The organism is Rhodothermales bacterium (assembly GCA_041391505.1).
Lineage (GTDB): Bacteria > Bacteroidota > Rhodothermia > Rhodothermales > JAHQVL01 > JAWKNW01.
In genome coordinates this window covers 156861-168775 of sequence record JAWKNW010000007.1, presented here as the reverse complement: position 1 = coordinate 168775, position 11915 = coordinate 156861, and the positions used below count along the sequence as shown (strand labels likewise).

Genomic DNA, 11915 nt, shown 5'->3' with positions numbered 1-11915 from the left:
TGGGGGATTGGCGAAGTGGGGTAAGAAATCGGCCAGTCTCCAGAAAAAGAAACGCCCTGGCAGGCGGGTGCCTGCCAGGGCGGATGCCGTAGCGCAATCAGTCGCCGAGGGCGAATCGGTAGAAGGTTCGCACATCCACCGAAGCCTGTCGCAGCATTTCTTTCACGGTGATCGAGGCATCCTTCACGAAGGGCTGTTCGATCAGCACGTTGTCCTTGTAGTAGCGCTGCAGCTTGCCCTGGGCAATTTTATCGAGCATCGCCTCGGGCTTGCCGTCGTTCCGGGCGGCTTCGCGCGCGATCTCGATTTCTTTCTCCTTCAGGTCGTTCGGCACTTCGTCGGGGCGCGTGGCGACCGGGTTGAGGGCGGCAACCTGCATGGCTACGTCGCGACCCGCATCGGCGGTGTTGCCGTTGCCCAGCATCTCCACCAGCACGCCGAGCCGCGAGCCCGGGTGCACGTAGGGCACGATGACGCCATCGGACGACGAGGCGACCTGAAAGCGGCGGATGTCCACCTTTTCGCCCACCTTGCCGGTCAGCGCGAGCGCGGCCGACCCGACCGTTTCGCCCTTGTACGGCAGTGCGAGGAGCGCGTCGGCGTCGGCCGGCTTCTTCTCGAGCACCACCGATGCGACGCCTTCCGCAAACTGCGTGAAATCGTCGCTCCGGGCGACGAAGTCGGTCTCGCAATTAACTTCCACGATCGCGCCACTCTTGCCGTTCGAGCTGACCGCCGTGACGATCAGGCCTTCCTTCGCGTCGCGATCGGCGCGGTTGGCGGCGACTTTCTGGCCTTTTTTGCGGAGCAGGTCGATGGCGGCGTCGAAGTCGCCATTCGCCTCGGCCAGGGCCTTTTTACAATCCATCATACCGACTCCGGTGATTTCGCGGAGTCGTTTCACATCCTGGGCAGAAATCGACATGGTAGTATCGTTCGCTTTAAATCAAGATCAGTAACACGGCAGAAAACAGCGGGGACGATCAGGCGTCGTCTTCTTCGTCCGCCGTCTCTTCTTCGATCGCATCGGGCTCATCGGCCTCGAGTTCCATCTCCAGGCGTTCGCTTTCCGCTTCTTCTTCGGCGGCATCGATGCCCTTCGCCTTATAGCCTTCGTTGATGGCGGCGGCGATCACGGACGTGATCAGGTCGATCGACTTGAGCGCGTCGTCGTTGGCGGGGATCGGGAAGTCGACCAGATCCGGATCGCAGTTCGTATCGACGATCGCAATGATCGGAATACCGAGCTTGCGCGCTTCCTTGACGGCGATGTGCTCGCGGTTGATGTCGACGATGAACGCCGCGCCCGGCAGCTTCGGCATGTCGGCGATACCCTTGAGCACCTTTTCGAGCTTCTCGCGCTCGCGCTGCTTCATGAGCCGCTCTTTTTTCTTGAGCTGATCGACCGTGCCGTCATCTTCCATCTTCTTGATGTCCTCCATCCGGCGGATGCTTTTCCGGATGGTCTGGAAGTTGGTCAGCGTGCCGCCGAGCCAGCGTTCGACGGTGTACGGGGACTTGCACGACTCGGCGTGGACGCGGACGATGTCCTTCGCCTGCTTCTTGGTGCCTACGAAAAGGATGCGCCGGCCCATCTTGGTGAAGCGGATGGCGGCTTCCGCCGCGGCGTCCAGCATCGCCTGTGTCTGCATCAGGTCGATGATGTGGATACCGTTGCGCTCCATGAAGATGTAGGACTTCATCTTCGGGTTCCACCGGCGGGTGAGGTGGCCGAAGTGCGTGCCGGCTTTCAGCAGGGATTCGATCGGGACGCGATGCCCGGTAGTCTGTTCGTTGCTCATGATAGTCGGGTTGATTTCCGCTACGCCCGTCGCTTACCTGGCCAGACCTCGGTACGAGGCCACCCGGTCAGGTATCGGGTGCGTATGAGTGATTTCAGAAGAAAATACGCGAGGGCAAGGCGCCTAGCGTTTCGAGAACTGGAAGCGTTTGCGGGCTTTCGGCCGGCCGTACTTCTTACGTTCGACCATGCGCGGGTCGCGGGTCAGCAGGTCCGCGTCGCGGAGCTGCTTCTTCAGCGCTTCGTCGTACTTGACGAGCGCGCGCGCGATGCCCAGGCGAATTGCCTCGGCCTGGCCCGTCGGGCCGCCGCCGTTCGTGTTCACCACGACATCGAAGTTGCCGGTCGTCCCCGTCGTATCGAAGGGCGACAGAATCTCCTTGCGCCGCCAGGAAAGCGGGAAGTAATCTTCGATCGTGCGTTTGTTGATGGTGATCGTGCCGTTGCCGGAACGCAGATACACGCGCGCTACCGACGTTTTACGACGGCCGATCGCCGCGAATTGTACAGGTGCAGACATAATGGATAGATCGCAGTGCTACGGTGTTGTGAACCAGGACTAGAGCGCGAGAGGCTGCGGGTTCTGCGCCTCGTGCGGATGCTCCGGCCCCGCGTATACTTTGAGTTTCTTCAGCATCTGGCGCCCCAGCGGCCCCTTGGGCAGCATCCCCTTGACCGCGTTTTCGACCGCAAAGGTCGGCTTCCGCGTCCGCATCTCCTTGGGGGTCCGGATCTTCACGCCGCCCGGATACCCGGTGTGGCTGAAGTATTCCTTGTCGGTCTCTTTCTTTCCGGTGAACCGGACTTTGTCCGCATTGATCACGATGACGTGGTCACCGGTGTCGATGTGGGGCGTGTAACTGGGTTTGTGCTTGCCGCGTAGCAAGGTGGCGACATGCGACGCGAGGCGACCCACAACCACGTTTTCCGCGTCGATCACGTGCCACGCGCGTTCAACGTCCACCGGCCGTGCGCTGTAGGTCTTAAAGCTGTTGGTATCCATCGGGACCCCTCTTTCAGCGTTTCAGGAAGAATAAAAATGGCAATAAGCAGGCCCCGACAGGGCCAGAGCCAGCCTTTAACCGCAATGCTAGCGCCGGGATCCCGGCACTTTTGGGCGAGGACTGACACGCCACGCAGATTCCGATGTTTTCAATCCGCGCATTCTTCCTTCAATCTTGATGAAGTTTATGGGCGTCATAAATGGTGGCGCTCGGCCCTGTGATCGCTTATTTTTTTGGGAGGAACGACCAGCCTCCCCCATGTCCTCCTTCGACGCCCTCCACGCCCTCAAGCGCAACCTCCCCTTCGCGATCGACGACATCGATCGCGTAAACGCCCTCTATGCGGACTGGCTGCGGCACCGCCGGCCGGCCGATATCCGCGTGATCGATCTATGGACCTACTGCTTCGTATGGCGCTACCTGTTGACCAAATTCCTGCGGGACCCCTCGCTCAATGAGGTCGATCTCGACAGCCTCCTCGGCCGGATCTACGAGCAGGTCGTCGACAAACGCCATTCCCTCCAGAACCGGGATCGCTACGCGAGCTGGGTGAGCGTGGTGTGTCACAACCAGTATGTCAACTACCGGCGCCTCACGCACCCCGAGATGATTCGGGGCCTGCCGCCGGAGACGGCCCTCGTCGAAGAGCCGGCCATTCAGCATGACGATGTGCTGGTGCTCTATCGCGCCCTCACCGCCGCGATAGGCCGGCTTCCCGAGTACCTGCGCGACGTGTGCGAACTGAAGGTGGTTCACGGCCGAACGTACGAGGAGATCGGGAGGCTGACCGAAAAAAATATCGTGGTGGTGCGCTCCTATATCAACCGTTCGTTGCAACGCCTCCGCGCGGACCCGGACTTCGTGCTGTTCTGCCGGCATCATTTCGATGAAGAATCCGCCAATGAGGGTACGCACCGGCCGCGCCGGCTGTCTGGTAGGGAAAACGAGATCGAACCATGACGCGAACGATAGAGGAATACATCCTGAGTTATGGCGTACTGGGCGAGGCCGCCCGTCGCGACGTCGAGGCCTATGTGGCCAACCACCCGCACTACGCCGGCGTGCTGGAAGAGGCCCGGGCGCTTTTCGAGGAAATCCAGTCGGCGCCCCCCCGCCCGTCCGATGCCGACATGGCGGATCGCCTGATCGATGCGTTGTTCGACCAGGTGAAGCCGGACCACGACACGCTGCTCGAAACGATCGCGGCTTCGCCGGCGCTGTCTGCCCGCTATCGCGAACTGGCCGACCGCCTCCAGCGTCTCACCGCCCCGGTCGACCCGGTGGCCCGTTTTGAGCAGCTGTCCGGGCATTCCCTGGCCGACCTCGCGGCCGACCGGGAGGAGCAGGCGCGGCGGGACCGCGCACCGCTCCAGCGGGCCGGCCGTTTCTTGCGCCGACGCGGCATAGTGCTGGCGACCGTGGCCGTGGTCTGTCTCCTCGTCGGCATTCCTTCGGCCCGGCTTCGGGCGATTGACCGGCTGGCGTACATGCCGGCGTCGGAACTCGACCTGGACGGGTACGACACGATCGTGCGCGGCGAGGCCCTGCCGGACGGCGACATCCCGGCGGACCTGGCCTACCGGTACGCGCTGGCGTCTTTCAAGCACGCGCGGTCTTCCGGATTCGGCCTCTTTCCCCGGTACGACGCCGACGCGCTGGATCGGTCGGCCGCGCTGCTGAAACGGGTGATTCAGGACGCGTCTTCGACGTCGTTTCTGGGACAGGAAGCCCGGTTTGCGCTGGCAAAGGTGTATCTCGCCGGATCCGACGCGTCCGATGCGCGACCGCTGCTGGTGGAAGTAGCCGCCGGCGACTCGCATCGTGCAACGGAAGCCGCCGAACTGCTGGCTCGCCTGCGGGACTGATCCCGGAACGCGCGGCCGTCGTGCCTGTAGGGTTTGTTGTATGCAAGACGGTTCAGTGGCTCGTGGCCTGAAACACAGCACGTTGCCCCGTTCCCCGTATCCCGCCGCGTTTCCGGGAGCGGATTGAGCCGGTATCACCCTCGTCGGTAGCACGATGCGTTATATCCTGATTTGCGCGCTTTGGGGCTGTCTGTCTATCGGTTTAAAGGCCAGTGGGCAGGAGGCGTCGTTTCGCGTCGGTGCGGACATCTCATTTCTCGAAGAAGTGGAGGCCGGCGGCGGGGTGTTTTCGGAGGCCGGCATCACGGCAGATCCGCTGGCCATCCTGGCATCCCACGGTTTCAACGCGGCCCGTCTCCGGATCTGGCACACGCCCGAGGCGGGAAAAAACGGACTCGAAGAGACCCTCGCCGCCGCGCGGCGCGCAAAAGACGCCGGCCTCGACGTGCTGCTGGATTTCCATTACTCCGACAACTGGGCGGATCCCGGCAAGCAGTTTGTGCCGGCAGCCTGGGACGGATCAGGCTACGAAGTGCTTCGGGACAGCGTCCGCGCCTATTCGTTTCGCGTAATCCATGCGCTCGCCCGGCAGCAAACCCTCCCCGAGATCGTCCAGATCGGCAACGAGATCATCTGCGGGATGCTGTGGGATACGGGACGCGTCTGCGACGCCTTCAACACGTCCGCGCAGTGGAGCCGGCTGGCCGGATTGCTGGCTGCCGCGCGCGAGGGCGTGATGAGCGCCGTGCCGGCCGGCGAATCGGTGCAGATCATGGTGCATATCGATCGGGGGGGCGACAATGGGGGCAGCCGGTGGTTTTACGACCATCTGCAGGCGCAGGGGGTCGAGTTCGACCTGATCGGGCTGTCCTATTACCCGTGGTGGCACGGGACGCTGGACGACCTGTCGAATAACATGGCGGATCTCGCCGTCCGGTACGGGAAGGATATCATCGTCGTGGAAACCGGATATCCCTGGACGCTCCAGTGGAAGGACAATACCAATAATCTCGTGGGCGAAGCGGGGCAGTTGCTGGATGCGTATCCCGCCACCGTCGCCGGCCAGGAGGCTTACTTTCGCGAACTGCTTCGCCGCGTCAAGGCGACGCCGGGGCAGCGCGGGCGCGGCATCTACCTCTGGGAGCCGATCGCCATCAGTGCGCCGGGCTTTGGATCGGTGATGGAGAACCTGGCGCTGTTCGACTTCTCGGGCGCTGCGCTGGCGTCGCTCAAGGCCTTCGAGCCGGAGTCCGCTACCGGGCTCTGGCCCGGGCCCTCGCCGGCGGCCACGGCTCCGGTCGACGCCTACCCGAATCCGTTTACTTCGCTCGTTACCATCGTTTATCCGGGCGCGACGCAAACCTCACCGCTCCATGCCCACGTAGTCGACAGCCTGGGGAGAACCGTTGCGGTGCTGGGCGCCGGCACGACGACGTCGCGCGGCGTGATGTGGCACTGGGAGGGGCGGGACGGAAGCGGTCGGCGCGTGCCGGCCGGCGTCTATCTGTGCGCGATCGCGTCGGCTCAAGGCACCATATATGTCCGCATCGTCAGGCAATGACGAGACCCTGACAGGATCGATAGGCGAATCCGGCGCTTTGGGTTGGCAGGACGCGATTCGGGCGGTCAGGCGTAGGTGTTGAGCATCACCGGCATGATGAGCATCAGCAGGTCTTCGCCGTCGCGCTGTTCGAGCGGCGTCACGATGCCGGCGCGGTTGGGTGTGCTCAGCTCGAAAACGATATCGTCGGCCGCGATGTGGCTCAGTACGTCGGTGAGGTATACCGCGTTAAAACCGATCACCATGGGCTCGCCGCTATATTCGCAGAGGACGGTCTCGCGCGCTTCGCTGGATCGCTCGATGTCCTCGGCCGAGATCTCGATGCGGTTGGCGTCGAGCGACAGCCGGATCTGGTTCGTCATGCTCGACGAGTAGAGCCCGACGCGCTTGACGGCCGCCAGCATGGCGTCGCGATTGATGACCAGGCGGCGGTCGTTTTCCATCGGGATGACGGCTTCGTAATTCGGGTAGTTCTCGTCGACGAGGCGCGTCAACACCTGGCTGGAACCCAGATCGAAGGCGGCATAGCTGTCGTCGACCGTGATCGTGCAGGCATCGTCTCCGACGACGCGGGCGGCCAGCGCGAGCGCTTTCTCCGGCACGATGAAATTCCGGGGCTGCTCGCTCGTGACATCCTCCATGGTCAGGCGGACGAGCCGGTGTCCGTCCGTGGCCACCATCCGGCTGTTTTCCTGCTTGACCTGGAAGTAGATGCCCATCATCGCCGGCCGGAGGGCGTCGCGGCTTACCGCGAAGCTGGTGATCTGAATGGCGCGGCGCAGGGCGGGGCCACCGAGCTGGATGGTGTGGGCGCGGGAAATCTCCGGGAGGGCGGGATAGTCGGCGCCGTCGAACCCGACCATCTTGTAGATGCCCTGATCCGTCTTCAGGGTGATATGAAATTCGTCGTCGGCGGCGAATGAAATCGGCAGCGAAGGCAGCGCGCGCAGCGTGTCCAGCAGGCGCTTGGCCGGCACGGCGATTCGGCTTCGTCCGCTGGCGGCCGCATCGAACTGTACCGGCAGCGACTGCACGATCGAGATCTCCAGATCGGTTGCGGTCAGCTTGAGTTTGCCGTCTTCCTGCGTGAACAGGATGCACTCGAGCACGGGGAGCGTGCTCTTCGTCGGGACAGCGCCGCTCACGGTCGTAAGCGCTCGCAGAAGGTCGGCACTCGAGGCGGTAAACTTCATGGTCCGGTATGCTGATGAAGGGACGGAAATGGTATACAAATCTACGCTTTAACGAGGGGCTTGTCCATCCCCGCAAGCGATCAAATCAGGGATGGGAGGACGTATTCCGGCGACCACGGCAACGACACGGCGCCCGGAAGGTTTCGACGGATCGCGGCGTTTAGCGGCTTCGGACGTCGAGCCGCTGGCGGATCTCGGCGATCATGCCGGCGAACTTGGCGTTGGTCTCGATCTGATTCTCGATGCTCTGGTTGGCGTGGATCACCGTCGAGTGGTCGCGCCCGCCGAAATACAGCCCGATCGTCTTCAGCGAATGCTGCGTCAGCTCCTTGCTGAAATACATCGCGACCTGGCGCGCCTGGACGACTTCGCGTTTCCGCGTCTTGCCCCGCACGAGATCCTCCGTGATGTCGAAGTACTCGCAGCAAATCCGCTGAATTTCGTCGATCGTCAGGTTGATCCGCGTATCCTTGATCAGGTCCTTGAGGACTTCACGGGCCAGGGGCAGGTCGATCTCGCGTTTGTGCAGCGTCGCGTGCGCGAGCAGGCGAATGAGGGCGCCTTCGAGCTCGCGGATGTTGCTCTTGACGTGGTGGGCGATAAACTCCACGACATCGCGCGCGATCTCGATCCCGTCGTCTTCCGCCCGGCGCTGCAGGATGGCGATGCGCGTCTCGAACTCGGGCGGCTGGACGTCGGCCGAGAGCCCCCACTGGAACCGGGACAGCAGCCGTTCCTCGATGCCGGGGATGTCGCGCGGGGGACGGTCGGCGGAGAGGATGATCTGTTTGCCGGACTGGTGGAGGGTATTGAAGATGTGGAAGAACTCTTCCTGGGTTTTCTCCTTGCCGCCGAAGAACTGCACGTCGTCGACGATCAGGAGATCGATCTGGCGATAAAACAGGGAAAACTCGCTGACCCGGTTGTTCTGGATGGCCTGCACGAACTCGTTCGTGAAGCGCTCGCTCGAGATATAGAGGACCGAGCGCGCGTTGTGATGCGCGAGGGCGTAGTTGCCGATGGCCTGGATCAGGTGGGTTTTGCCGAGGCCCACCCCGCCGTAGATCATGAAGGGGTTAAAGCTGGTGGCGCCGGGCTGCTGGCCGATCGCGAGGGACGCGCTTCGCGCCAGCCGGTTGCAATCGCCTTCGATGAAGCGCTCGAACGTATACGACGGATTCAGATTGCTTTCGACCGGCGCGGGCTTGATGCCGGGGATGATAAACGGGTTCGAGAACGGACCGGGCCGGGGGGGCGGGGGCGGCGTGGGGCGCGGCGATGCGGCGTGGCCGTTTGTAGCCGGAGCGGTGTCGAAGGGATGCGGCGTGACGGGCGCCGGCCGGCTCGGCGGGCGGTTGGGCGACGCCGGCGCCGGTCCGTGGGCTTCGCCATCGGCCTGGCGCGCCGGCACCTGGACGGACGCGTCCCGGCTGCCGGTATCGGCGTCGTCCTTTTCGATGACGACATTGTAGAAGAGCCGGCCGTTCGGGCCGATGACCTTGAGCACGGTCTTCCGCAGCAGCGCGTAATAATGTTCTTCGAGCCACTCGTAGTAGAACCGGCTCGGCAGCTGAATGGTCAGTTTCTCGTGGCCGTCCTCCTCATTGAGCCCCACGGCCTTGAGCGGCTCGAACCAGGTCTTAAAACTCTGCCTGCTGACGTTGTCTCGAATGATGTCGAGACACGATTGCCAGACAACTTCAGCCGATTGTTTCATGTGCGTGGAGTGGCTTCCGTCTGATACGGGTACGCGCGCGACCGGGAGGTTGCGTCGGTAAAGGTGTTTCGTAGCGTTCCCAGCCAGAAGAGACGTGCGGAGCGTGTCAGGAATGATGCGCCCCGGGACCGTGAGCGCAGATATGCACTACTTATGCACATGGCGAAAACACGCGGCGCACGGCGATGCAACGCGGGCCTTCCATGGGCCACACTTGTCGACAAGTTATCAACAACACGGAACGCGGTCAAATAGCCAAAAAAGGCTGATTTTGGCGCGAGGTGTTCATTAAATGAGACACCATTGGACGTAAGAACGCGTCCCTGTACTCGCTCCCTCTGTACTATCTCACCTTGAACCGCCGGCTTTGCACATGTTATTCACAAAACCGGGTAATGAGACGGACACGCGATGCGCTGCTGCAGGCGATCTCCCTCACAGGCCGGAGCTCCCCGCGATGTGCGTGCGGGCGGGCATGGCCGTGGCGTGTATGGAGGTGTACGCGAAGTTGTGACAGAACCGGTTGTGACAGAACCGTGTGCGTAGGCACTCCGAAGCATTCCCCTAACTGGGATTTTATGGTAACCAATAGGCCCTGGAACGTCAAGCAAGTGGTCTGGGATTTTTGGCGTTCAAGAGTAACGAAGTTGCAAACCATATCGGGGCGTTTTGTAAAGTTCACGGGCTTTTTGGCGCGATTCAGGAAACCTTATGTGTGAGTGGGAATTATGGCTCAGCTGTATCGGTGCCGTTGCGCACCGTGTATGCAAGGCGATCCAGGGAGCCCGCTCCCCGGGTCGTTCATGAACGATTGCCCGGTCGGCGGTCCTGTGCGCCGTCGAGGTGAAGCGACATGGTTCGAATTGATCTCAAGCCGCTTAAAAACGGCCCTCACGAATTCGATTGGAACCCGGAGCCAGAAGCATTGGATCTGGATCCCGGCATGTTTCGCGACATCTCGTTGCACGTGCGCCTGGATGTGCAGCCGGACAACGTGTACGTGCGCATTACGGCGCGCGGCACGGCTCGCCTGATTTGCGATCGCACCGTCGTCCCGTACGACGAAGCGGTATCCGGAGATTATGCGATGCTCTTCGTGACGCGCGGCGCGATGGATGCGCAAGACGATACGATGGACGACGTGGTCGATCTCGCTCCCGATGAGGATGAGATCGACATCACGGAGCCCGTCCGCGATACGCTCCTGCTCGCGCTGCCTCAGCGACGCGTGGCGCCCGGGGCCGACGACGAAGAGCTGCCCCTGCAGTTTGGCGCGCCGGCCGACCCGGAGGAAAACCATGATCCCCGGTGGGATGCGCTTCGCACGCTGCGGGGTGACGAACCCGTGTCATGAACCGCTCTGGGGCGACGGGAAGCCGCCCCCTCGAGATTATACCCTGTTGATCCGGTACTTAACGAACACCAACCATGGCTAACCCAAAACGCAAGCATTCGAAGGCACGCTCCCGCTCGCGGCGCGCAGTCTATTATAATAGCCTCACCAAGCCCCAGATGGTCGAATGCACCCACTGCGGCAACGTGAAGGTCCGTCACCGTGCGTGCCCGAGCTGCGGATACTACCGCGGGCGCAAGATCGTGGAAGGCGCCGAAGCCGCCTGATGGATGCCGGCCGCCCGGCTCGGCCCTTTGCGCTTTAGGCGGCGATCCTTTATCCTTAAGGCCTTCCCGTTACGACGTGCAGGCAAGGTACCTATCCTCCTGCGCGTGGTTTAGCTAGACCCGTGGAATTTACATGGCTATTCGAGTTGCAGTGGATGCGATGGGGGGAGATCACGCTCCGTCCGTGGTCGTTCAAGGAGCTGTACAAGCATTGCAACGCGCGGGGGGTAATCTCGAAATTCTCCTCGTTGGTCCCAAAGCGATCGTCAGCGAAGAGATGGAACGCTGCGGGAATTGCGAAGGACTACCGATCGAGATCGTAGACGCGCCTGAAGTCATCGGCATGGGCGAACAGCCCGCATCGGCGGTAAAAAACAAGCCCCGGTCGTCGATACACGTCGGGCTCAAGGCCCAGAAAGAAGGGCTGGCCGATGCCTTTATCAGCGCCGGCAACACCGGCGCCGTCATGGCGGCGTCGCTGTTCATCCTCGGTCGATTGCCCAACGTCGCGCGCCCCACGCTGCTCGGCTTCATCCCTACCACCAAGGGGAAACATACCATCAGCGTCGACATGGGCACGAACGTGGACTGCAAGCCGGAGCATCTGGTGCAGTTCGCGCAGATGGGGTCTATCTTCGTCGAACAGGTGCTCCAGCGCCCTCGCCCCACCGTGGCGCTGATGAACATCGGAGAAGAACCCGGCAAGGGTAACGAACAGGCCAAAGCCGCCTACGAACTGCTCAAGGCGGACACTACCATCAATTTTATCGGCAACATCGAAGGGCGCGATCTGCTCAACTATGCTGCCGATGTCGTTGTCTTCGACGGATTCGTGGGCAACATCGTCCTCAAGTTCGGCGAGAGCTGCATGACCACCGTGCTCTCTACGATGGTGGCCGAAGAAATGGACCGGCTCCAGTTCACACTCGAACAGCGGCAACTGGTCAAAACCCTGCTGGGCAGTATCCAGAAGCGGTTCAACTACGAAGAGTACGGGGGCGCGCCGCTGCTCGGCATCGCCGGCAACGTGCTGATCGGCCATGGCAGCTCCACGGCGCGCGCCATCGAGCAGCTGATCGTGACGGCCTCCCGGGTCGTCAGTCAGCACCTGTCGGACCGGCTTTCCGACAATTTCAGCGACTGAGCCGTCCGGG

General features: G+C 62.2%; 12 protein-coding genes. 6 read left to right on the top strand and 6 right to left on the bottom strand.

Annotated elements, in window-relative coordinates:
• Positions 1 to 97 precede the first annotated feature (97 nt).
• The 4 genes from tsf to rplM all read right to left on the bottom strand — a co-directional run bounded on the left by tsf (position 98) and on the right by rplM (position 2804).
• Positions 98 to 925, bottom strand: coding sequence for a translation elongation factor Ts (gene tsf, locus R2834_09495; GenBank protein MEZ4700552.1), 828 nt, complete (start codon positions 923 to 925; stop codon positions 98 to 100).
• Between the two features lie 58 nt (positions 926 to 983).
• Positions 984 to 1802 (bottom strand): 30S ribosomal protein S2, encoded by an 819-nt coding sequence (gene rpsB, locus R2834_09490; GenBank protein ID MEZ4700551.1) that lies wholly within the window; start codon positions 1800 to 1802, stop codon positions 984 to 986.
• Between the two features lie 123 nt (positions 1803 to 1925).
• Positions 1926 to 2321 carry a 30S ribosomal protein S9 gene (rpsI, locus tag R2834_09485; protein MEZ4700550.1) on the bottom strand — a complete coding sequence of 132 codons (396 nt, stop codon included), beginning with the start codon at positions 2319 to 2321 and terminating at the stop codon, positions 1926 to 1928.
• Positions 2322 to 2360: 39 nt separating this feature from the next.
• A complete protein-coding gene (gene rplM / locus R2834_09480) occupies positions 2361 to 2804 on the bottom strand; it encodes a 50S ribosomal protein L13 (GenBank protein ID MEZ4700549.1) in 444 nt (147 codons plus the stop codon).
• A 259-nt stretch (positions 2805 to 3063) separates the two neighbouring features.
• Here rplM and R2834_09475 point away from each other — a divergent pair, with 259 nt between their 5' ends.
• The 3 genes from R2834_09475 to R2834_09465 all read left to right on the top strand — a co-directional run bounded on the left by R2834_09475 (position 3064) and on the right by R2834_09465 (position 6231).
• On the top strand, positions 3064 to 3765 hold the full coding sequence (locus R2834_09475) for a sigma-70 family RNA polymerase sigma factor (GenBank protein MEZ4700548.1): 702 nt from the start codon (positions 3064 to 3066) through the stop codon (positions 3763 to 3765).
• The gene (locus tag R2834_09470) at positions 3762 to 4670 is read left to right on the top strand and encodes a hypothetical protein (protein ID MEZ4700547.1); all 909 of its coding nucleotides are present in this window, start codon (positions 3762 to 3764) and stop codon (positions 4668 to 4670) included. The genes R2834_09475 and R2834_09470 overlap by 4 nt, the downstream gene beginning before the upstream one ends.
• Before the next feature lie 154 nt (positions 4671 to 4824).
• A complete protein-coding gene (locus R2834_09465) occupies positions 4825 to 6231 on the top strand; it encodes a glycosyl hydrolase 53 family protein (protein MEZ4700546.1) in 1407 nt (468 codons plus the stop codon).
• A 65-nt stretch (positions 6232 to 6296) separates the two neighbouring features.
• On the opposite strand, the gene dnaN is transcribed toward R2834_09465, so the two are convergent.
• Together dnaN and dnaA are read right to left on the bottom strand one after the other, a co-directional pair.
• Positions 6297 to 7424: a DNA polymerase III subunit beta gene (dnaN, locus tag R2834_09460; protein MEZ4700545.1), complete on the bottom strand. Its 1128-nt coding sequence runs from the start codon at positions 7422 to 7424 to the stop codon at positions 6297 to 6299.
• Between the two features lie 160 nt (positions 7425 to 7584).
• Positions 7585 to 9141 (bottom strand): chromosomal replication initiator protein DnaA, encoded by a 1557-nt coding sequence (gene dnaA, locus R2834_09455; GenBank protein MEZ4700544.1) that lies wholly within the window; start codon positions 9139 to 9141, stop codon positions 7585 to 7587.
• Between the two features lie 943 nt (positions 9142 to 10084).
• On the opposite strand from dnaA, the gene R2834_09450 reads away from it, so the two are divergent.
• The 3 genes from R2834_09450 to plsX all read left to right on the top strand — a co-directional run bounded on the left by R2834_09450 (position 10085) and on the right by plsX (position 11905).
• Positions 10085 to 10495, top strand: a complete 411-nt coding sequence (locus R2834_09450; protein MEZ4700543.1) for a DUF177 domain-containing protein — start codon at positions 10085 to 10087, stop codon at positions 10493 to 10495.
• A gap of 74 nt (positions 10496 to 10569) precedes the next feature.
• Positions 10570 to 10761 carry a 50S ribosomal protein L32 gene (gene rpmF / locus R2834_09445; protein ID MEZ4700542.1) on the top strand — a complete coding sequence of 64 codons (192 nt, stop codon included), beginning with the start codon at positions 10570 to 10572 and terminating at the stop codon, positions 10759 to 10761.
• A 133-nt stretch (positions 10762 to 10894) separates the two neighbouring features.
• Positions 10895 to 11905 carry a phosphate acyltransferase PlsX gene (plsX, locus tag R2834_09440; GenBank protein MEZ4700541.1) on the top strand — a complete coding sequence of 337 codons (1011 nt, stop codon included), beginning with the start codon at positions 10895 to 10897 and terminating at the stop codon, positions 11903 to 11905.
• The last annotated feature ends 10 nt before the right edge of the window (positions 11906 to 11915 follow it).

Coding starts and splice junctions, on each gene's coding strand:
- tsf (MEZ4700552.1), bottom strand. CDS start 925: ATGTCGATTTCTGCCCAGGATGTGAAACGACTCCGCGAAATCACCGGA.
- rpsB (MEZ4700551.1), bottom strand. CDS start 1,802: ATGAGCAACGAACAGACTACCGGGCATCGCGTCCCGATCGAATCCCTG.
- rpsI (MEZ4700550.1), bottom strand. CDS start 2,321: ATGTCTGCACCTGTACAATTCGCGGCGATCGGCCGTCGTAAAACGTCG.
- rplM (MEZ4700549.1), bottom strand. CDS start 2,804: ATGGATACCAACAGCTTTAAGACCTACAGCGCACGGCCGGTGGACGTT.
- R2834_09475 (MEZ4700548.1), top strand. CDS start 3,064: ATGTCCTCCTTCGACGCCCTCCACGCCCTCAAGCGCAACCTCCCCTTC.
- R2834_09470 (MEZ4700547.1), top strand. CDS start 3,762: ATGACGCGAACGATAGAGGAATACATCCTGAGTTATGGCGTACTGGGC.
- R2834_09465 (MEZ4700546.1), top strand. CDS start 4,825: ATGCGTTATATCCTGATTTGCGCGCTTTGGGGCTGTCTGTCTATCGGT.
- dnaN (MEZ4700545.1), bottom strand. CDS start 7,424: ATGAAGTTTACCGCCTCGAGTGCCGACCTTCTGCGAGCGCTTACGACC.
- dnaA (MEZ4700544.1), bottom strand. CDS start 9,141: ATGAAACAATCGGCTGAAGTTGTCTGGCAATCGTGTCTCGACATCATT.
- R2834_09450 (MEZ4700543.1), top strand. CDS start 10,085: ATGTTTCGCGACATCTCGTTGCACGTGCGCCTGGATGTGCAGCCGGAC.
- rpmF (MEZ4700542.1), top strand. CDS start 10,570: ATGGCTAACCCAAAACGCAAGCATTCGAAGGCACGCTCCCGCTCGCGG.
- plsX (MEZ4700541.1), top strand. CDS start 10,895: ATGGCTATTCGAGTTGCAGTGGATGCGATGGGGGGAGATCACGCTCCG.